A 19,976-nucleotide genomic window follows, 5' to 3' on the forward strand; every position below is an offset into this window, starting at 1 on the left:
AGGCAGGAGAGGGGGTCGGGCGTGGGAGCTGCCCGAGCGATGTCGTACAAACATCGTCGATTGGGGTATTCTCTCCAAACAAAAAAACGAAAATGATAAAATTAGCTGCTGTCCCGCTGTCCGGGACGAGCCGGGAGGCCTACCCGGAACTGGGGATCGTTATCCACAATTATACCTTGACAACGGGGTCCCGGGGGTCGTATTTTAGTGACTCTAGGTGACTTCAGCTATGGTGCAAGACAGGCTGTTGCATCTGAGGAGATGAAAGGGAGGTCGTGACATTAGGGGTCACGACCTTTTTTTTTGTATTTTCGTAGCCCAAACGGCGGATGTAGCTCAGTTGGTAGAGCCCCAGATTGTGACTCTGGTTGTCGCGGGTTCGAGCCCCGTCATTCGCCCCACACGCACGCCACGATACCGACACGGTAGCCGTGGCGTTTCCGTTCGGAGCGGAAGGCACGCGTACGTTCGCCATCTTCAGCGGGGAACGCGATCACAGGTTCATTTGTCGAATCCGGCGGAAGATATGATCTTGTCATCATGACGGACGACGGTTCCATCCACTGAGGCAGGTCGCGATCCATGGTTGTCTTCATCCTGCATACGCACATGCCCTACGTGCTGCACCACGGTGCGTGGCCGCACGGCAGCGATTGGTTGTGCGAGGCCACGGCCGAAAGTTATCTGCCCCTGCTGCGGATGTGCGACAGATTACTGGAAGAAGGGATCAGACCCGGCATCACGCTCGATATCTCACCGGTCCTGTGCGAACAACTGTCCCATCCCGACTTCCCGGTATTGTTCGAAGAATACTGCCGACACCGGATGGAGCTCGCCCATGGAGACAGGCCCGTGCTCGAAGCGGAAGGTGCGGAACCGGAGCGCCTCGGTCTTACGGATTACTGGTACCATTGGTACGAGGACCGGTTGACGGATTTCACGACCTACGGTCGCGACATCGTGGGCACCCTGCGCAGGCTTCAGGATACAGGCGCCATCGAGATCATGACGTGCGGGGTGACGCACGGCTATCTGCCCCTGCTGGCGGAAGACGCTTCCGTCGATCTCCAGATACGTCTCGCAACGGACAACTACGAACGGCACTTCGGACGGCGTGCCAGGGGAATATGGCTTCCCGAATGCGCCTACCGGCCGGCCTATCCATGGAGGACGCTGCTTCCGGTGGCGCCCTATGCCACGACCCGCATGCGCGATTCCGTCGAACAGGTGATGACGCGCCATGACCTGGGCTTCTTCGTGACCGATGCCGACCCCCTGTCCAGGGCACGGCCACTCGGAATTCGGGGTCCGGACGGCCACAGGACGCACTACGACGAGACCTACGGAACCGTCCGCGAGCAACTCGACGAACGGTCGACGTACGATCTGTTCAGGGTCGGTGCGGCCGACCATGACGATGCTCCGTCCGTTGTCGCCTTCGCGCGCAACGTCCAGATCGCATTGCAGGTATGGAGCGGCAAGTCAGGCTATCCCGGCGATCCCGACTATCTCGACTTCCACAAGAAATTCCACCGGTCGTCGCTGCGGTACTGGCGCGTGACGGACGTCAAGGCCGACATGGCCTTCAAGCAGGCCTACATACCCGAATGGGCGGCGTCCAAGGTGCGGGATCATGCCGCGCACTTCGTGAACGTTCTGGAAGTGGCAATAGGGCACAGAAGGAGCACCGTCGATCGCGAGCCTCTGGTCTGTCTGCCCTTCGATACGGAACTGTTCGGTCATTGGTGGTTCGAAGGCATCGACTTCCTCGAACATGTTCTCCGCGGCATCCACGGCTCGGCCTCGCTCGGTACGTCGACGGCATCGGAGGCGATGGACGGTATCGGACCCTCCTGCGAAGTGGCCCTGCCGGAATCGTCGTGGGGGCAGGGCGGCGGTCATGACGTATGGATGAATCCCGATACGCAATGGACGTGGGAAAGGGAATATGCGATCGAGCACAGGATGCGGATGCTGAGCGAAAAGCATCCGATGACGACGTGGGATGCCACCATGCGTCGGATCATGATGAATGCCTTGCGTGAGATGCTGCTGGCCCAGGCCTCGGACTGGCAGTTCCTGATCACGAATTTCTCCGCGCGGGACTATGCCACGATGCGGTTCCACAATCATGCCGATGAAGCCATGCGCTTCTGCGATATGGCCGAACGCTACATGGTGTCGTCGAAGCTGCAGACGGCCGATGTCGAGATGCTGAGAGCGACCGAGGAACGCGACGGTATCCTGGAACCTGAACTTCTGCGCCTTCTGCGTTCGGAGCCGTAACTTCGCTGCATGATGGAAACGTCAGGCATCGCTCCCCAATCGCTCTACGTCGATCTCGACGGAACACTCGTCCGGACGGATACACTGTGGGAGTCGCTGGTCCTGCTTTCCGGTCGCGCACCGTTCAAGGCGCTGTCGGCCCTTACGGCCATCGGCTCGGGCAGGTCGGCATTCAAGCGTCGCGTGGCCGATGGCATCAGCATCGATCCGGCCAGCCTGCCCTATGACGAAACGCTCCTGGTCTATCTTCGCGCCGAACACGAGCGTGGACGGCGGATCGTTCTGGCCACGGCTGCACATGAGACCATAGCCCGGAGCGTCGCCGATCATCTCGGGATGTTCGACGATGTCCTGGCCACCGATGCGCGGGGAAACAACAAGGGCGAGGCGAAGGCCGAACGGATCCGCGAACATGCGGCCGGACGTTCCTGGGCCTATGCCGGTGACCATGCCGTCGATCTCTCCATCTGGAAGCAGGCCGATGCCGCCGTCGTCGTCACGCACGATCGGAATCTCGTCGAGCAGGCTGCCCGACATACGACCATCGAACGAACATTCATGAAGCAATCCTGGACGCTGGCGGACCTTCTCCGGCAATGGCGCGTACATCAGTGGGTGAAGAACATCCTGCTGTTTGGGCCGCTGTTCCTCGCGCATCGCATCACGGACCCCGATGCGCTGCTGAACGTCGTGCTCGCCGTCGTCGTCTTCAACGTCGTGGCCTCGGCCGTCTATGTCGTGAACGATCTGATGGATCTCGCCAGCGACCGGCGGCATCCCACGAAGCGTCATCGTCCACTCGCATCGGGCGTACTACCCATTCCCGTCGCCCTGGCATCCGTTCCCGTGCTGCTCGCAGTGGGTACCGTCATCACCACCGTTCTTCTGCCGTGGTCCTTCGCCCTATGGGTGGCGGGCTATGCGGTGATCACGACGCTCTATACCTTCGTCCTCAAACGCGTCGCCATCGTCGACGTGCTCACGTTGTCGGGACTCTATACATTGAGAATTCTGGCCGGCGGCGCTGCCGCCGGTGTGTCGGTATCGCCGTGGCTACTGATGTTCTCCATGTTCCTCTTCACCAGTCTGGCCTTCCTGAAGCGGTATACGGAACTGGTCGACACGGCGGACCGCGAGGGGACGACGGTCGCAGGACGCGGATACGTACCGGCGGATGCGGACTTCGTGCGGTCCATCGGTCCGGGTGTCGGTCTGATCGCAGTCCTCGTCTTCACGCTCTATCTCAACAGTCGCGACGTCCAGATCCTCTACCTGCATCCGCTGCGTCTCTGGTTGCTGGTGCCGTGCCTCCTGTACTGGATCAGCAGATTGTGGTTCATCGCACACCGACGTGAGATGCACGACGATCCCATCCTCTTCGCCGTGCGCGATCCGATCAGTTATCTCGTCGGCGTCGTGGCCCTGGTCATCATCGTCATGGCCAGCGTATGATGTCGAATGTGACACTGGAATCGTGGGGGCGCTATCCTGCATCCGCACCTGACGGCGTGATGCCCGTGACGTGGAGAGCCGACCAGCCTGCATGGAATGCGGCAGATACGTCCGTACTCCCGTACGGAATGGGACGGAGTTATGGCGATGTCTGCCTCAACAACGGTGGAACCCTCCTGCTCACACGCGGTCTCGACAGGTTCATCGACTTCGACCCGGTGACCGGAATCATCCGCGCGGAAGCCGGGGTGATCATCGAAGAGCTGCTGCGATTCGTCATGCCCCACGGCTGGTTCATCCCCGTTACGCCGGGCACGAAGTACGTCACTCTCGGTGGCGCCGTGGCCAACGACGTACATGGGAAGAACCATCACCGGATGGGAACGATCGGACGTCATGTGCGTTGCTTCGAACTCGTCCGTTCGGACGGACGCCGTCTGCTGTGTTCGTCCGAATCGCATGCGGACTGGTATGCGGCCACTATCGGCGGCATGGGCCTGACCGGCCTCGTCACCTGGGTGGAGCTGCAGTTGATCAGGATCGAGAGTCCGATCGTCGACATGGAGACCATAAAGGTCCGTACGCTCGACGAGATCGTGTACTGGACGATGATCTCCGACAAGGACTGGGACTACACCGTATCGTGGATCGACTGCACGAAGGGTGGGGCACAGACAGGGCGGGGACTGTTCATGCGTGGCAATCACGCACGGTCGGCAGGAGGTATGCGTGTCGATCGCCGTACCGTGGATGGAAGCCTCGTCGACATTCCCGTCGATGCACCGAACTGGCTGTTGAACAGATACAGCGTCACCGTCTTCAATCGCCTCTACTTCCATCGTCAGCTCAGGCGTTTCAAACGTTCACGCGTCGGTATCGATCCGTTCTTCTATCCGCTGGATATCGTCCATGGATGGAACAGACTGTACGGAAAACGCGGAATGCTGCAGTATCAGTGTGTGATTCCCTACAACGGCGATACGCAACTGATGCGCTCCATTCTGTCGGAGTTCCGCAAGGCCGGCATCGCTTCCTTCCTCGCCGTGCTCAAGATGTTCGGTGACATCGAATCGCCGGGCGTCCTCTCGTTCCCGAAGCCGGGCCTGACGTTGGCGCTGGACTTCGGCAACGATGGAACAAGCGTCCATCGTGTACTGGACAGGCTCGACGATATGGTGCTGGAAGCGGGTGGCCGCGTCTACGCAGCCAAGGATGCGCGTATGTCCGCAGCGACCTTCCGTCGTATGTATCCCGAAGCGGAACGCCTCGTTCCCTTCATCGATCCCAAATTCTCGAGTTCATTCTGGCGCCGTGTATGGCAGGAGGCAAGATGAGTCAGGACATGCCACGTATCGTCATCGTCGGCGCTACATCGGCCATCGCTACGCATGTGGCCCGGCGGTTCGCGGAACGCCATGCCCATCTCGTCCTGGTCGCCCGCAACGAGGAGCATCTCCGCGCCGTCGCCGAGGACCTGAAGGTCCGTGGTGCTTCCGCCGTCGATCTCTACGTGGCCGACCTTCGCATGAAGGCAGCGCATCAGGACCTCGTCGACCGCAGCGTGACCATTCTCGGTACCATCGATGCCGTCCTGATCGCACACGGTGTCCTGCCCGATCAGGACGAGTGCGACGAAGACGTGGACAAGGCCATCGATACACTGATGACCAATGCGCTCAGTGCCGTATCCATCATGCAGAGATTCGCCCTCGTGATGAAGAAGCAGGGCCGTGGGGTACTCGCCGTGATCTCGTCCGTGGCCGGCGAACGCGGACGTCCGAGCAACTATACCTACGGAGCGGCCAAGTCACTGGTGACGCAGTATGCGTCGGGTCTGCGTGCCCGCCTCCGGGGTACCGGAGTTCACGTCCTTACCGTGAAACCCGGTTTCGTCGATACGCCGATGACGGCCCATCTTCCAAAGAATATGCTGTTCGCGGCACCGTCACACGTGGCCGATGCCATCGTGCGGGGAATGCGGCAGCGAACGCCGGTGATCTACGTCCCGTGGTTCTGGCGCCCGATCATGGCCATCGTTCGTGCGATTCCCGAACGACTGTTCATGCGGCTCAAGTCGTGACGCCGACCGGGAGACTACTCGTTCCGTAATGCCTTGCGCCATTGACGGTGATGCAGACCGATGACGATCATCGTCATGACCAGCGGTATACCGGTCTCGACGAGTTCGTGCGGACGGTTGTCGAGGAACAGGTGCAGCAGGAAGATCGTGACGATGACGGGCAGCAGCATGAAGGCGCCCACCATACGCGTGCGCGGAAGCAACAGCAGCAGGCCGGATAGAATTTCTAATGCTCCGATGATCTTCAGGAAACCCGACGCGCACAGCGCCGTGATTACCTGCTGATAGTAGACCGGCAGCGTGCTTTCCGGACCGTAGACCTTGCACGGTGAGAGCCAGTGCTTGTCGAGACCCTTGTAGATGAAGAATGCGCCGAGCAGCAGGCCGAGAGCGAGACCGAGATACTTCTGTGTAGTATTCATGGCGCGAAGATATCGATGCCCCGGTCAAGATCAAGGGGAGTCGGGGAATCGATGATGGATCGGACTTCGTCATGAGCGTCCGAACCGGGCCTGTTCCTGAACGGATACCCGTAGGCTGACGAATGCGCCATAGCGTTCTGCGGCTTCGACGACGGCCTGCCGTTCCATCTTGTGCAGTGGTCTGAACGGCATGAGGTCGATCCGGATGGAATCCCTTCCGATCGTCCTCGCCCACGTGCCCATGACCTTGCCATCGATCAGGATGACGGGCTTGAAGATGCCGTTCACGGTGATGACATCGGATGCCTGTTCGGGAGAGAGGAAGGCGCTCCGATCCTTGTAGCCGAGCACGTATTCGTCGAAGCCGGCGAGAAGATGTACGGATCGCTCGGCTGGAGTATCGGTCGGTATATCCGGTGACATCCAGTAGTCCTGTCCATCCCATCGTTCACGATGAAGTCCCGGTGCCGCCAGATCCAGGACCGCTCGTGCCGCACCGGTCTGCATGCCCGACCAGAACATGAAGTCGCCGAGCGTCGCAGGACCGTGCGTACCGAAGTATCGGAGGGCCAGCTCCGTCAGGGCAGCGTCGCGATCGATGTTCGTCGTTCCCGCACACCACTCGTCGAGCAGTGTGTAGGTGGTCTGCTTGCCACGGGGAGCGGCCATGCAGATCAGGCCATCGAGCGCCGCCCGATACAGGATGTGATTGCCATGCTGACCGTTCGTCGCGATGCCCGATGCTTCGAGCGGCGCGAACAGTTCCGGGCGAGTCAGCCGCTTGCCGCCTTCGAGATGGCGTCGTAATGTGTCCGCGACCGGACCGAACCTTTCGTCGTCGAGGCCGAGCTTCCTGTGCAGCGACGCATAGCGTGCATTCACGATCGGCGCAGCAACGGCCAGCATCCATCGGATATCCGAGGCCGCGACCAGATGCAAGGTGCCGCGCAACAGCGAGGTGCGGACGATAGTTCTCTCGCGGATGCACTGATCGAGTGCTTCGTCGGTTACCGACGGACAGCGAAGACCGACGGCCCATTTCGCATGGGCGAACTCCTGGGCCTGCATCGCGCCGAAGCGGGCCACGACGTCGACTGGTCCTGTCGCGACGGGAGTGGACAGAAGATGGTGCCGGAGTCTGAGCGACAGAAGGGACATGATCTGGAGCGATGAATTGATCGATGCAAGATAGTATGAAGGTTTTCGCGGACCCGGTACATTTACGGGAACGGAGGTGATAGACCGGTTCCAGGACGCGTCCTGTTCGTGTAGTTTTGCTGTTCGCGTACCGTAGTGAACGGAACCGACCGAATCCCTGAAGGAGAGCCATCATGACGACGAAGAACGGCGTGGACGTTCCGGCGGAACTTGCCGAGGCATTGAAGGGCAGGCCCGCCCTGAAAGAGACGTTCGAGCGGATGAGCGCGGCATGCCAGCGAGAGTACCTGCAGTGGATCGATGAGGCGAAGCGCGCGGAAACACGTCTCAAGCGGATCGAGGGGACCCTGACGGGTATCGCGGATTGGGGAGAACGGCATCCCTGAGGCGACACTATCGATTCTCGTCGGACCGATCGACGAAGGGACGGTTCGGATGCGGGAACAATCGGCGATATTGGCCGCTCGGCAGTACGGATCCGGATGTGCACTTCATCATCATCACTATTATCCCGACAGGTGATCCATGGCGCGACAGATGTTCGTCAACCTTCCGGTGAAGAACCTCGACAAGTCGGTGGAATTCTTCACGAAGCTCGGCTTCACGTTCAACCCGCAGTATACCGACGAGAACGCCACCTGCATGATCGTGGGCGAAAGCAGCTTCGTGATGCTGCTCATGGAACCGTTCTTCCGGACCTTCATCACGAAGGATATCTGCGATACCTCCAGGCAAGTCGAAGTGATCACCGCCATATCGTCGAACGATCGCGCGGACGTGGACGATATGGTGACCAAGGCCATCGCGGCCGGTGGTGGTACGCCGCGGGAAGCGCTCGACTACGGATTCATGTACAACCGTGCCTTCACCGATCTCGATGGCCATATCTGGGAAGTGTTCTGGATGGACCCGAACGGTATGCCGTGATCGGATACCATAGGTCAGGTCGTTCATATGAAGTCATGGGCCGATGTCGACCATACCCGAATCATATCCGCCGATGGTATACCATCGCGCCCATGTCATGATGCGCGCCGTAGTGTGGACGCATGCGCAGTGGTATACCTCTCATGGTCTCTTCAGTTCGGGAAGACGATGCTCTCGAACGCCTTCTTGAACCGGTCCTCGTACAATGGCCAGTTCTCCATGGGGCATTCCATACTGCACAGGAACAGTTCGTCCTTACGGGCGATGATGGCGCCATACTTCCGCAGCTTGTGAGAGTCGGCGGTGAGCTGGCGGTCTTCCATGACGATCCTGCCCCACCATTCTTCTCCACGCTCTATTGCGATGGTATCCAGTTGCTTGCGATAGAACGGATGGATGGTGTTGGGCATGTTCTCGCTATATCCCGCCCAGAAACCGACGAGGAATGGGGCATCGGTCTGACCATCGAGCTTGAACGACTCGGAGACTTTGCGAATCCAGTGGATGGAGACGCCGGTCGAGAACATGTCCGTTTCCGTCTTTACCGGCTCTAAGGAAATGAACCAGTTCAGGGTCTTTCCGTCATCGATGAGTCTCGTCGACCACGATGCAGGCAGGGATATCCGTACCGTACCGTCCGGAGTCGAAAAGACACTGTCGCGCAGCCCTATGGAGTCCTGCGACAGACCTTGCAGGATATCGACGAGGTTGGCTTCCCGTGCCTTCTCCGGAGAAATCGCCATGACCTTCCGTGCCATGATGGCAAGCGAATCCATGACCTTGCGCTCGTAGTACTCGAGAGCCAGGAAGTACCATCCTTCATAGCGTGCAGGCTCGAGAGCGGAGATATGCTTTCCTGCGTTACCGATCAGCCCGTAGTCCCTGGTCTCCATTCCGACGAAGGCGAGAGCATGCCATGCCTGGGCATTCGTCGCACTATCCTTGACCGCTTTTGTCAGTTCGGTTCTGGCGGTGGCGAAGTCGTTGCGCCGTATGGCTTCAATGCCACGGTTATAGCTCGATTCCGGGTTCTGTAGTACCTGGGCCGTGATATAGGTGATTCCAGACAGGAGGAATACGATGAGTGTCGTAAGCAGGTACATCATATCTATACTTCCGGTAATGTATCGCGCCAAGATAGTCAATGGGCTGAAGGAATGGTTCGTCGAGGATGTGTCTGGCGATGTTTCGTATCAGGGCATAGATAGCATCGATACGATCGTTCATCGAACCGGCTCTGGAAGCGATTGTTGGTAGGCCCTTTGAGAACGTAGTATACCATCCGTTATGCTCGATCTCATTGTTGGGTAGGAACTGCCGATCATTGGATCGGATAGTCTCCCGCTGTATCTTCGGCCTGCCATTAACGGATTGGTCAGGGGAGTCACCGTGAGCGCCGACAAGACAGCATTCCAGGTAGAACGTATCGCCTTCTTCAGCGATGCGGTATTCGCCATCGCAATCACCTTGATGATCATCGAGGTGAAGCCACCGCATCTGCACGGGGCGTATCACGAGCAGTTGATGCAACTGGCCGCACTCACGCCGATGTTCATCGGCGTAGCGCTCAGCTTCGCACTCATCGGGGTGTTCTGGTATCGTCATCATCAATTGTTCCGCAGCATCACGAACTATACCACGGGGTTTATCGTCAGGAATCTCGTCGTTCTCGGAACCATCATCTTCATTCCGTTCTCCACGGCCTTCAATTTCGAGAACGGTCTCGATCACGGCAACGTCGCCATCGTTTTCTACTGTCTGAACTACTTTGCCGCCTCGTTGGCCAATCTGATACTGTTCAGATATGCGCTCGACCCCGCCAATGGTGTCAGTGACGGTGATGTCGGCATCGACCATCGCAGTCTCTTCAGCGAACTCGAGTTTCCCCTCATCGTCTTCGTATTCGCCATCGTCCTCAGCTTCATCCACCCGCAGTTAGCACCCATAGGGTTCGCCCTGTTCGCAATGCAGGGTATGTATACGAAGTTCCGCTCGCCGAAGCCGAGGCTCGCGAGCGAGGCTCGATAGGGTATCGCGACAGGGGATAGTGGATCGGGTAGCTTTTCCGGGCCTCATGCGATGTACCGGTGTTCGTAGGCTGGACAGTGATGGAGCATCGATACGACCCGTCCATCGAATGTACGTTGGGCCGATGACCAGATACCGAAGTCGACAGACGAGACCCCATCTCATGGAACAAGGCTATTTTTGGTCCGTAGTAGCCGTTCCATTTTCCATTCCATCTCAATCAAGGTCGTTTCATGGTACGCTCGTTCGTCGTCATCGTATCGCTGGCCGTCGCTGTCTTCGCCGCGGCATGCACGAAGAATGCCGACAATCCCGCAGGTCCGTTCACCAGCGCCAACAATCGTATGACCGTGAATGGCGGAGGCTATTCCGCTGCGTCGTTCAATGCCTTCAACATCGACACCGCGGCTGTCGCGACGGTCCAGAGCGGCAGGGGCGTCGTCACCATGACGGGGATCACGAGCAAGGTGCTCGAAGGCTTCACGATCGTCATGACGACGCCGGCCGCCACGGCCGGTACCTGGCAGGTCAATGCGTTGACGGGCACCACGATGTCGCTCGTCATCTCCAATGGAGACACGACGCGTACCTACGTCGCGACGTCGGGCTCGGTGCAGATCGACTCCTGGGGCGATCGCGCCAAGGGACAGTTCACGGGATCCTTCGCCCGTACGTCCGATCTCATGACGCCGGAGCTTCAGGTCACTGCCGGGAAGTTCGATGCGGGCGTGATCGTACGATAGGGCGTTTCGGCACGGGGGTATGAACGGTGGTGATCGACGATCGCCATCCCAACAATGCGAAGGGTCTGTCCACATCGTGGACAGACCCTTCTTCGTGCGACCTCGGCAAGACTCGAACTTGCGGCCTACTCTTTAGGAAAGAGTTGCTCTATCCAGCTGAGCTACGAGGCCAGCGATGGCGTTGCCGGCCATCAATACAATCGCCAAAATAGGGACTTTTTGCGCAGTGTCCGACTCGGAAAATGTCGGAGGTACCATGTACGGAGAGCATCGGAACCCGCCGGAAGCCGCATGGATGCTTGCTTCGCGGGAAGCCGTTTCAGTTGATGGTTTCGCTGCCGTTGAGCAGGCTCCGGCTGCCGTTCTGGGGCAGGGGATGCTGATGCATGACGTAGGCGGCGATGAGGTTGCGGACATCGATCTCGCTCACTCCGCCATCCGCACCCATGACGATGGCGCGTTCGAGGATGTTCTCGACATCTTCGTTCGTGAGGAAGCCGAGGTCCCGATAGGTGAGCACCAGGCCCCATGCTTCCGGAGCGATAAGGTCCTGTTCGATGTCGTGGAGAACCCTGAACGATCCGCTGTCGGGGCGGTCCATCTCGGTATCGACGATACGCGTACCCTGGCGTTCCATGATCCATGAAAGCGCTGCCGAGATCTCGCTCTCGGTATAACCGCGTCGATGGAGCTCACTGACGTCAACGGCCTGGAGCGGCGTATCGTGACGCAGCTCGTCGATGACGAATGAGATGATTTCCATGATGCGTTCGACGGTGTAGCGATCTGTCATGTACGTCCATTGATGTATCTGTTTTCGAGCTTGTGCATCCCGGCCCGGTCTTCGTCCGTGGCGTCGTCGTGGCCCATGAGATGCAGGGCACCATGGACGGCCAAGCGCGAGAGTTCGTTTACGAGCGTCACACCGTAGTCGTCGGCCTGCTTGCGGGCCGTGTCGAGCGAGATGTAGATTTCGCCCGTCAGCGGAATGTCCTCGAGCGGGAAGGTGATGACGTCCGTCGCATAGTCATGATCGAGGAAGTCCCGATTCATGCGCCGGATCGACTTGTCGTCGAGGATGATGATGTCGATCCATGCGTTGCGGACCTTCTGACCCTTGCACGCCCTGGCCACGGCATCGATGATGTCCTGGCGTCCGCGATAGCGTCCGCCCGATGCGTTGGTGATCTCTATGCGAAGAGCCATGGAGTTGACGTATTGGTGGGCTGTCTCGTTTACTGCAGTGTTTCCAGGAGCGACTCGGCCAGCGACAATTGCATGGCGGCCATGAGGACGCTGGGGTCGAGCTCCGTGAGATCGCTGCGTACCAGCGATGCCCTGATGTTGGCGAAGAGCGAACAGGTGCAGGACTTGCCTACGACCAGACTGCTGAATCCTTCGTCCCGCCGGGCGATGAACATGACTTCGTCCGGTTCGATGCAGAGATAGGCATGTACGCCATGCAGTTCGAGGTATCCTTGCTGCGTCTGCGCCGATACCAGCGTGCCGCGCTGGCCACCGCCGAGATCGACGTCGATGGAAACGGTAAGAGCCAGGACTCGTCCGGTGGCGGCATCGCGGATATTCCAGAACCAGGACGTAGCGTCCACCTGTTCGGCCGCGCCCAGGACACCGGCCATGACCGTGATGTCCTGCGATACAATACTCATGTCATACCTTGTCGTTTTTAACCGTCCGCAAGATACGAAAACCACTATCCCTGAAGGGCGTCCGGACCCGGCGGATGGCCCGAACGGGCGAAAAGACCTGGGTCCTTCAATATCGGCGCTGTAACTTCGTTGTCGTTCATCGACGCAGCCTTTTCCATCGCCTTCGGCCCGACGTGTCCAGACTACTCGCCACAACCCTCCTGATCCTCGGTCTTGCCCTTCCCGCCCTGGCGCAGAAGGTATTGATCCCGATGGATCTGTCGCAGACCAACCACCTCAAGGCCTACGGAATCACCTACTGGGTGCTGACGAAGGACCGTACCGTGGACTGGCTCCTGAACTACCGTGGCGGGTCCTTCATGATGGACTATTCCCCGGAGATCGCGGCCGAATGCCGTATCCGCGGTGTGATGTTCGAGCAACTGGACGGAGCCGTGGCCGCCGGTATCTATGCCGAAGTCCAGAGCGAAAAGAACAACATGGAAGTCGTCCGGCTCGAGAAGGCGCCCCGTATCGCCGTCTACGTCCCGCCGGGATTCCGTCCGTGGGACGATGCCGTGACCCTCGCCATGGAATACGCCGAGGTGAAGTACGACAAGCTCTGGGACGAAGAAGTACTGAAGGGCAAGCTGTCGGAATACGACTGGCTTCACCTGCATCATGAAGATTTCACAGGTCAGTACGGCAAGTTCTATGCATCGGCTGCAACGCAGCCGTGGTATCTCCAGCAGGTGGCCCTGCTGGAAGGTACGGCCCGCAAGCTCGGTTATCGCAAGGTGAGCGAACTCAAGAAGGCAGTGGTGGAGACGATCCGCACCTTCGTTGCCGATGGCGGCTTCATGTTCGCCATGTGCAGCGCTACCGATACGTACGACATCGCCCTGGCTGCCGCCGGTGTGGATATCTGCGAGTCCGTCTTCGATGGAGATCCGGCCGACCCGTCCGCCAACGAGAAACTCGACTATACACGCACCTTCGCCTTCGAGAACTTCAAGCTCATTACGAGTCCGTTCGAGTACGAATACTCGGACATCGACGTGGACGCGAACCAGATCCTCGCCGGTGGCGAAGAGAACGACTGGTTCACGCTCTTCGACTTCTCCGCCAAGTACGATCCCGTGCCGACGATGCTGACGCAGTGCCACGTGAACGTGGTGAAGGGATTCCTGGGCCAGACCACGGCCTTCCGCAAGAGCCTCGTGAAGAAGTCCGTCACCATCCTCGGTGAACGCGACGGTACCGAACAGGTCCGATACATCCACGGCAACGTGGGCAGGGGAACGTTCACATGGTACGGTGGCCACGATCCGGAAGATTATCGTCATGCCGTCGGTGATCCGGCTACGGACCTGGCGCTCCATCCCACCTCGCCCGGCTACCGCCTGATCCTCAACAACATCCTCTTTCCCGCAGCAAAAAAAAAGAAACAGAAGACATAGACACGACCGTCCGTGCCGGATACTGATGGCTGCCGTCCAGCGGCTTCCGGACCTTCGTTCGGGAGTCCGGTGTGGACGACAGCCATTTCGCATTACATCGGATCGGGTCGAAGACCATATATCAGCGTCCGCCGCGGCATCACTCCTCTTCCGTATTCACCATCGCACCGAGCAGGGCGCTGGCTCCGCTGGTCACGATCTTCGCCGACTTCAGGTCGGTCGTCGTCGCGCCCGTGATCTCCGTGAAGCCACCGGCGGAAGGTCCGGTCTCGACACGCCTGCGTACGTAGAGCCCGTCGTTCTCCGTATCGACGAATACGTAGATCTGCCCTTCGTATCGGACGATGGCGGCATCGGGAACGACGAGACCCATACGCGGATCTGTATCGATAATGGCCGTCAACGACGTTCCGGGAATGAGCGACGGGTCGGCTTCGTCGAAGTGTCCATGTACGACGACCGTACGATCCGCCTCGATCTCCTTTCCGATGAGGTGGACATGACCCTTGCGGGTCGCCGACGGGTCGTCGGCGAGTGTCACGGTCAGCGTCTGGCCGACCTTGATGTTCATGACGTCCTTCTCGAAGATCGTGAGCTCGATGTGCATGTGGTCCGGATTCACGATGGCCAGCAGGGGATCGTTCGGCGCGATGTAGGAGCCGGTATTGACATGGACACGCGTGACGTAACCATCGATGGGAGCGACGACGGGAACGCTGCGCGACAACGTCTTCTCGTCGAGCGTGCGGACGTTGATGCCGATGAGGGACAGTTTCTCCTGAAGGGCCTTCGCCTTCACGCGTAGCGAGCGTAGTTCCGCGGCGGCCTGCTCGAAGGCCTTCCGTGCATTCACGTTGTCCTGGGCGAGACGTTCCTGACGTTTGTATTCGAGGTCCGCCAGTTCGAGTGACGACGTCGTCGTGAGATAGTCCTGCTGCAACGTGATGAAGTCCGGATGCTCCAGCACGGCCAGCGTCGTACCCTTGCGGACGTATGAACCGGGAAGGACGGAGGTGGAACGTACGATGCCGCCGAGTGGCGCGGTGATGCTGACGGCATACTGCGGTGGTACGTGGAGCATGCCCTGGACACGCAGGCCGGTGCTGAGGGAACGTTCGACCGGGACTTCCGACCGGATGCGTGCCGAAGCGCGTTGCTGCTGCGTGAGCTTCACCGAGTCTCCCGTCACGTGGGCATGCTGAGCGTTCTTCGGCGCTTCGGCGGTATTGCCGGAACAACCGGTAAGGATCAGGACGGCGATGGCGATGGACAGAACGTAGTACATGATAGTGTTCCGTTGGAGGTGATCAAGGTGTGGTGATGAGCCGATGTTCGACGATCAGGAGATCGTAGCGCATCAGCGCCTGCAGTGCGGCGGTACGTATGGCCAGTGCGCGGATCAGTGCCTGCTGGTGCTCCAGGGCGCTGATTTCGCCTGCTTCGAATGCCCGCTGTGCGTTGTCGACGATGGTGGCAGCCTCGGTACGACCCTTGCCGTCGTAGTAGTCGAGTGTCCGCCGTGCCGCCGCGATATCGAGCGTGAGTTGCGTCAGGCGCTGTTGGAAGGCCATACGCTGCCAGCGTTCCTGTTCCTTCGCCTGCTCATGTTGCAGGACGGCGTGTTCGGTGCGTGCCTTGACGGGCATGAACCAGAGAGGAAGATGAAGTCCGACGGCGAAGCCCTGGAAGCGATCGCCGATGGTGTAGTTCACGTCCCGACCGTTCACCGTCTGCGTTCCGATCAGCGACTGATTGAAGTACTCGAGTGTGATGTCCGGCCAGTACTGCACCGATTCCGTGCGTACGACTTCGTTCGCGACATCGACGGAGCGCTGCGAGAGCGCAAGGAGCGATGCCCCTACCGCCGTATCCACGGGAAGAGCGAGGGCGACGAGACTGTCCTGATCCGTGGTGATGGGAGTCATCGTTCCGCAGAGCTGTTGCAGTTCGATCTCGGCTGTCCTGATGTCCGTCGTCGTCTGCTGAAGCTGGACGTCGAGTTCAGCGCTCTGACTCTCGGCTGTGATACGTGCCAGACGTGTACCTTCTCCGGTGCGCTCGCGGAGCGTGGTGATCTCCACCGTGCGCTGCAGGAGAGAGCGTTGCTCTTCGATGAGGGCCGTCATGGTACGCAGGAAGGCGAGGCGGATGAAGATGCGCTGTAGGGCGGCATCCACTTCCCGTTCGGTACGAACGGTGAGCGCCTGTGCTTCCAGCACGCGTGCGTCGGCGAGGGAGGCGTTCGCACTCCATGCCAGGGGGAAGGGAATGGTCTGCGCGATCGTGATGTTGTTGTCGCTGTTGACGCTGTTGTACTGACCCCCCATGTAGGTGACGGACGTCTTGCCGAGATCTACCGCGGCGCCACGCAACGCTTCACGTTGCGCGACATTCGACCGCGCGGCCTTGACGTTGATGTTCGACGTCCGTGCCATCCGCATGGCTTCGTCCAATGCGACCTTGCGTGGTTGTGCCATCGATGTCGTACCGGCCAGGAGGAGGATGCAGATGATCATCGGGACGATGAGTTTCCGCTCGCCTTCGAACCGTCTCCGTTCGAGGACGGTATACAGAACCGGGAGAACGAGGAGCGTGAGCATCGTACTCGTGATGAGGCCACCGATGACGACGGTGGCGAGGGGCCGTTGCACTTCCGCGCCGTCGCCCGTCGAAAGGGCCATCGGCAGGAAGCCCAGCGAAGCGACGAGGGCCGTCATCACGACGGGCCGCAGACGTTGATCCGTGCCCGTCAGAACGATACGATGGATATTCCTGTAGCCCGAATCGTGCAGTGCCGTGAATGCGGCGATCAGGACGATGCCGTTCAGGACCGCAACGCCGAAGAGAGCGATGAAGCCGATGCCCGCCGAGATGCTGAAGGGCATGCCGCGGATCAACAGGGCGGCGATACCGCCGATGGCCGAGAGGGGAATGGCCGTGAAGATCAGCAGGCTGTATTTCAGCGAACGGAAGGTCGCATAGAGGAGCAGGAGAATGAGGAGCAGGGCGGCCGGTACCGCGATCGAGAGGCGCTGCTTCGCCGCGGCCAGGTTCTCGAATTGTCCACCATACGTAACGTAGTATCCAGCCGGCATCCGCAGCTGATTCTCCACCTTTCCGCGCAGTTCCGTCACGATGCTCTCGACGTCGCGGCCACGGACGTTGAATCCGACGACGATGCGTCGTCGCGTATCCTCGCGCTGGATCTGGTTGGGGCCGACGATGATGTCGACGGACGCCACCTGCGCGATCGGAACGAGCGTTCCCGTCGCCGTCGGTACGGTGAGCCGTGAAAGATCTTCCGGTGTCTTCCGGAGGTTCGAGTCGAGGCGCACGACGATGTCGAAGCGTTTTTCCTGGTCGTACATCACGCCTGCCGGTTCGCCTGCGAATGCGGCACGAACCGTACGATTCACGTCATCGACCATCACGTTCATGCGGGCACAGGCATCGCGGTCGATCCGCACCACGGCCTGGGGAAGCCCGCCGACGGGTTCGACGTAGACGTCTTCCGCACCCTGCACACGATGGGCGATGGCTCCGATGCGATTCGCGAGGGCGGCCAGTGAATCCATGTCGTCGCCGAAGACCTTGATGACGACGTCCTGCCGGGCGCCGGTCATCAATTCGTTGAAGCGCATCTGGATCGGTTGCTGGAAGCCGAAGGTTACACCCGGCAGTTCGGCCAGGGCATCCTGCATGGCCCGCGCCAGCGATTCACGGTCATGTGCCGTGGTCCATTCCTTCTTGTCCTTCAGCACGATGATGAGATCGCAGGCCTCCACGGGCATGGGATCGAGAGGGATTTCACTCGTGCCCACCTTGCCCACGACCGTGATGACCTCGGGAAAGCGCCGCTTCAGGATATCGGCTGCGCGAAGGCTCGCATCGACCGTCGCGTTGAGCGAACTTCCCGTCATCAACCGCGTCTCGACCGCGAAATCACCCTCGTCGAGCTGAGGTATGAACTCTCCACCCATGGAGAGGAAAGCGTACATGCTCGCACTGAATAATATCAGTGTGGTTATGAGCACGAAGCTTTTCCTGCGAAGGGCGGCATGTCGTATGGGATCGTAGATCCTGTGGAAGACGGCCATGATGCGGTCCGATACGGTGGCTCCATGCGGCTTCACGTTCCGCAGGAGCAGGGCGGACATCATCGGAACGTAGGTGGTGGACAGGATGAGAGCGCCGATGATGGCGAACATCACCGTCTGTGCCATGGGCTTGAACATCTTGCCTTCGATGCCCACGAGGGCGAGAAGGGGGAGGTAGACCATCATGATGATGATCTCGCCGTAGGCGGCACTTTTCCGTATCTGGATGGACGCGCGTTCCACCACCGATTCCCGTTCCGTATTCGAGGGCCTCGATGGGTCGCCGGGCCGGAATCTCTGGAGGTGGTGCAGGACGTTCTCGACGATGATGACGGCTCCGTCGACGATCAGGCCGAAGTCGATGGCGCCGAGTGACATCAGATTGCCGCTTACGCCGAAGACCTGCATGAGGCCGATGGCGAAGAGCATGGCCAGTGGAATGACGGAGGCTACGATCAGGCCCGCGCGGATGTTGCCGAGGAGCAGGACCAGGACGAAGATGACGATGAGGGCACCTTCGATCAGATTCGTGGACACCGTCGTGATGGCCTTGTTGACCAGCTTCGTCCGGTCGAGGAACGGTTCGATCTCGATGCCGTCCGGCAGCATCCTGCCGATATCGTCGATGCGCTGCTTTACGCTCTCGATCACGCTCGACGAGTTGGCGCCCTTCAGCATGAGGACGATACCACCGACGGCCTCGCCCTTCGCATCGATCGTCATCGCGCCGTAGCGTACGGCATGGCCGTCACGAACGGTGGCGACGTCACGCAGAAGGACCGGCAGTCCGCCATCCGTGCGTCGTACGATGGTCGCGCCCAGTTCTTCCGGCGTCGTGGCCATGCCCTCCGTACGTATATAATAGAGTGACGGCCCTTTCTCGATGTAGGCGCCGCCGGCATTGGCGTTGTTGCGTTCGACCGATGACAGCAGGTCGGCCATCGTCAGCCCCATCGTGCGGAGCCGTTCGGGATCGACGGCGACTTCGACCTGGCGCAGGTAGCCGCCGAAGCTCGAGACGTCGGCCACGCCTTCCGTGCCGAGCAGCCGTCGCCGTATGATCCAGTCCTGGACAGTACGGAGCTCCATCGACGTGTATCGGGATTCGTAGCCCTGCTTCACGCGGAGCGTGTACTGATAGATTTCGCCCAGGCCCGTCGTTACCGGGGCCATCTGCGGCGTACCGGCGCCGGCCGGAATCTGTTGCTGGACGTCGATCAGGCGCTGGTCCACCTGGGCGCGTGCCCAGTAGACGTCCACGTCGTCATGGAAGACGATCGTGACGACGCTCAGTCCGAAGCGCGATATCGACCGTATCTCGGTGATGCCCGGAATGGATGCCATCGTGAGTTCCACGGGCATCGTGATGAGGCGCTCGACTTCCTGGGGAGCGAGTGCCGGTGAGAGGGTGACGACCTGGACCTGGTTGTTCGTGATGTCCGGGACCGCGTCGATGGGCAGGTTGCGCAGCGACACGACGCCCCAGATTACGAGGGCCACGACTCCGAGGCCGATCACGAGTTTGTTGCGTATCGAAAAGGAAATGATGGTATCGAACATTGTACTCGTTTCGCGTTGTTGGGAATGGCGACGAGACAGGATAGTCGGACGGCATTGCCGTCGTGGTTATCACGATATGGATGAGGCACGGTTGATGTCGCGAGGCAGGCCTCG

Annotated in this window: 18 protein-coding genes and 2 tRNA genes; 10 read left to right on the forward strand and 10 right to left on the reverse strand. The window is 59.8% G+C overall.

All coding sequences use genetic code 11. From position 1 onward, the window contains the following. Nucleotides 1-325: 325 nt before the first annotated feature. Nucleotides 326-401, forward strand: a tRNA-His gene (locus tag BGO89_00840). Here the strand turns inward: BGO89_00840 and BGO89_00845 are convergent. Then, on the reverse strand, nucleotides 390-584 hold the full coding sequence (locus BGO89_00845; protein OJX61171.1) for a hypothetical protein: 195 nt from the start codon (nucleotides 582-584) through the stop codon (nucleotides 390-392). The genes BGO89_00840 and BGO89_00845 overlap by 12 nt on opposite strands. Between BGO89_00845 and BGO89_00850 the strand changes: the two genes are divergently transcribed. The 4 genes from BGO89_00850 to BGO89_00865 are packed head-to-tail and all read left to right on the forward strand — an operon-like array spanning nucleotide 583 to nucleotide 5,818. Next, on the forward strand, nucleotides 583-2,286 hold the full coding sequence (locus BGO89_00850) for a hypothetical protein (GenBank protein ID OJX61172.1): 1,704 nt from the start codon (nucleotides 583-585) through the stop codon (nucleotides 2,284-2,286). The two genes, BGO89_00845 and BGO89_00850, sit on opposite strands and share 2 nt — an antisense overlap. 12 nt (nucleotides 2,287-2,298) lie before the next feature. After that, nucleotides 2,299-3,738 (forward strand): hypothetical protein, encoded by a 1,440-nt coding sequence (locus tag BGO89_00855; protein OJX61360.1) that lies wholly within the window; start codon nucleotides 2,299-2,301, stop codon nucleotides 3,736-3,738. Beyond that, nucleotides 3,735-5,072, forward strand: a complete 1,338-nt coding sequence (locus BGO89_00860; protein ID OJX61173.1) for an FAD-binding oxidoreductase — start codon at nucleotides 3,735-3,737, stop codon at nucleotides 5,070-5,072. The genes BGO89_00855 and BGO89_00860 overlap by 4 nt, the downstream gene beginning before the upstream one ends. Before the next feature lie 8 nt (nucleotides 5,073-5,080). Further along, nucleotides 5,081-5,818: a short-chain dehydrogenase gene (locus BGO89_00865; GenBank protein ID OJX61361.1), complete on the forward strand. Its 738-nt coding sequence runs from the start codon at nucleotides 5,081-5,083 to the stop codon at nucleotides 5,816-5,818. Between the two features lie 14 nt (nucleotides 5,819-5,832). Here the strand turns inward: BGO89_00865 and BGO89_00870 are convergent, their stop codons facing one another. Further along, entirely contained in the window at nucleotides 5,833-6,240 is a 408-nt protein-coding gene (locus BGO89_00870) for a hypothetical protein (GenBank protein ID OJX61174.1), read from the reverse strand. A 69-nt stretch (nucleotides 6,241-6,309) separates the two neighbouring features. After that, nucleotides 6,310-7,398 (reverse strand): hypothetical protein, encoded by a 1,089-nt coding sequence (locus BGO89_00875; protein ID OJX61175.1) that lies wholly within the window; start codon nucleotides 7,396-7,398, stop codon nucleotides 6,310-6,312. Nucleotides 7,399-7,571: 173 nt separating this feature from the next. Between BGO89_00875 and BGO89_00880 the strand changes: the two genes are divergently transcribed. Next, nucleotides 7,572-7,784, forward strand: coding sequence for a hypothetical protein (locus tag BGO89_00880; GenBank protein ID OJX61176.1), 213 nt, complete (start codon nucleotides 7,572-7,574; stop codon nucleotides 7,782-7,784). A gap of 139 nt (nucleotides 7,785-7,923) precedes the next feature. Next, the gene (locus BGO89_00885) at nucleotides 7,924-8,325 is read left to right on the forward strand and encodes an extradiol dioxygenase (GenBank protein OJX61177.1); all 402 of its coding nucleotides are present in this window, start codon (nucleotides 7,924-7,926) and stop codon (nucleotides 8,323-8,325) included. Nucleotides 8,326-8,477: 152 nt separating this feature from the next. Here BGO89_00885 and BGO89_00890 read toward each other — a convergent pair whose 3' ends face one another. After that, nucleotides 8,478-9,431: a hypothetical protein gene (locus BGO89_00890; GenBank protein OJX61178.1), complete on the reverse strand. Its 954-nt coding sequence runs from the start codon at nucleotides 9,429-9,431 to the stop codon at nucleotides 8,478-8,480. 265 nt (nucleotides 9,432-9,696) lie between these two features. Here BGO89_00890 and BGO89_00895 point away from each other — a divergent pair, with 265 nt between their 5' ends. Next, nucleotides 9,697-10,353, forward strand: coding sequence for a hypothetical protein (locus tag BGO89_00895; protein OJX61179.1), 657 nt, complete (start codon nucleotides 9,697-9,699; stop codon nucleotides 10,351-10,353). Nucleotides 10,354-10,586: 233 nt separating this feature from the next. After that, nucleotides 10,587-11,096, forward strand: coding sequence for a hypothetical protein (locus BGO89_00900; GenBank protein ID OJX61180.1), 510 nt, complete (start codon nucleotides 10,587-10,589; stop codon nucleotides 11,094-11,096). A 97-nt stretch (nucleotides 11,097-11,193) separates the two neighbouring features. Here BGO89_00900 and BGO89_00905 read toward each other — a convergent pair. The 4 genes from BGO89_00905 to BGO89_00920 all read right to left on the reverse strand — a co-directional run bounded on the left by BGO89_00905 (nucleotide 11,194) and on the right by BGO89_00920 (nucleotide 12,766). Then, a tRNA-Arg gene (locus BGO89_00905) sits at nucleotides 11,194-11,267 on the reverse strand. Nucleotides 11,268-11,415: 148 nt separating this feature from the next. Further along, nucleotides 11,416-11,889 (reverse strand): hypothetical protein, encoded by a 474-nt coding sequence (locus BGO89_00910; GenBank protein ID OJX61181.1) that lies wholly within the window; start codon nucleotides 11,887-11,889, stop codon nucleotides 11,416-11,418. Continuing rightward, entirely contained in the window at nucleotides 11,886-12,230 is a 345-nt protein-coding gene (locus BGO89_00915; protein OJX61362.1) for an rRNA maturation RNase YbeY, read from the reverse strand. The genes BGO89_00910 and BGO89_00915 overlap by 4 nt, the downstream gene beginning before the upstream one ends. A gap of 101 nt (nucleotides 12,231-12,331) precedes the next feature. Beyond that, the gene (locus tag BGO89_00920) at nucleotides 12,332-12,766 is read right to left on the reverse strand and encodes a hypothetical protein (protein OJX61182.1); all 435 of its coding nucleotides are present in this window, start codon (nucleotides 12,764-12,766) and stop codon (nucleotides 12,332-12,334) included. Nucleotides 12,767-12,939: 173 nt separating this feature from the next. Between BGO89_00920 and BGO89_00925 the strand changes: the two genes are divergently transcribed. Beyond that, nucleotides 12,940-14,205 (forward strand): asparagine synthetase B, encoded by a 1,266-nt coding sequence (locus BGO89_00925; protein OJX61183.1) that lies wholly within the window; start codon nucleotides 12,940-12,942, stop codon nucleotides 14,203-14,205. A gap of 139 nt (nucleotides 14,206-14,344) precedes the next feature. Here BGO89_00925 and BGO89_00930 read toward each other — a convergent pair whose 3' ends face one another. Next, nucleotides 14,345-15,490, reverse strand: coding sequence for a hypothetical protein (locus BGO89_00930; protein OJX61184.1), 1,146 nt, complete (start codon nucleotides 15,488-15,490; stop codon nucleotides 14,345-14,347). Nucleotides 15,491-15,512: 22 nt separating this feature from the next. Continuing rightward, complete coding sequence (locus BGO89_00935) at nucleotides 15,513-19,862, reverse strand: acriflavine resistance protein B (protein ID OJX61185.1); 4,350 nt, start codon at nucleotides 19,860-19,862, stop codon at nucleotides 15,513-15,515. Nucleotides 19,863-19,976: the final 114 nt, after the last annotated feature.

It is taken from the genome of Candidatus Kapaibacterium thiocyanatum, assembly GCA_001899175.1.
GTDB classification, from domain to species: domain Bacteria; phylum Bacteroidota; class Ignavibacteria; order Kapaibacteriales; family Kapaibacteriaceae; genus Kapaibacterium; species Kapaibacterium thiocyanatum.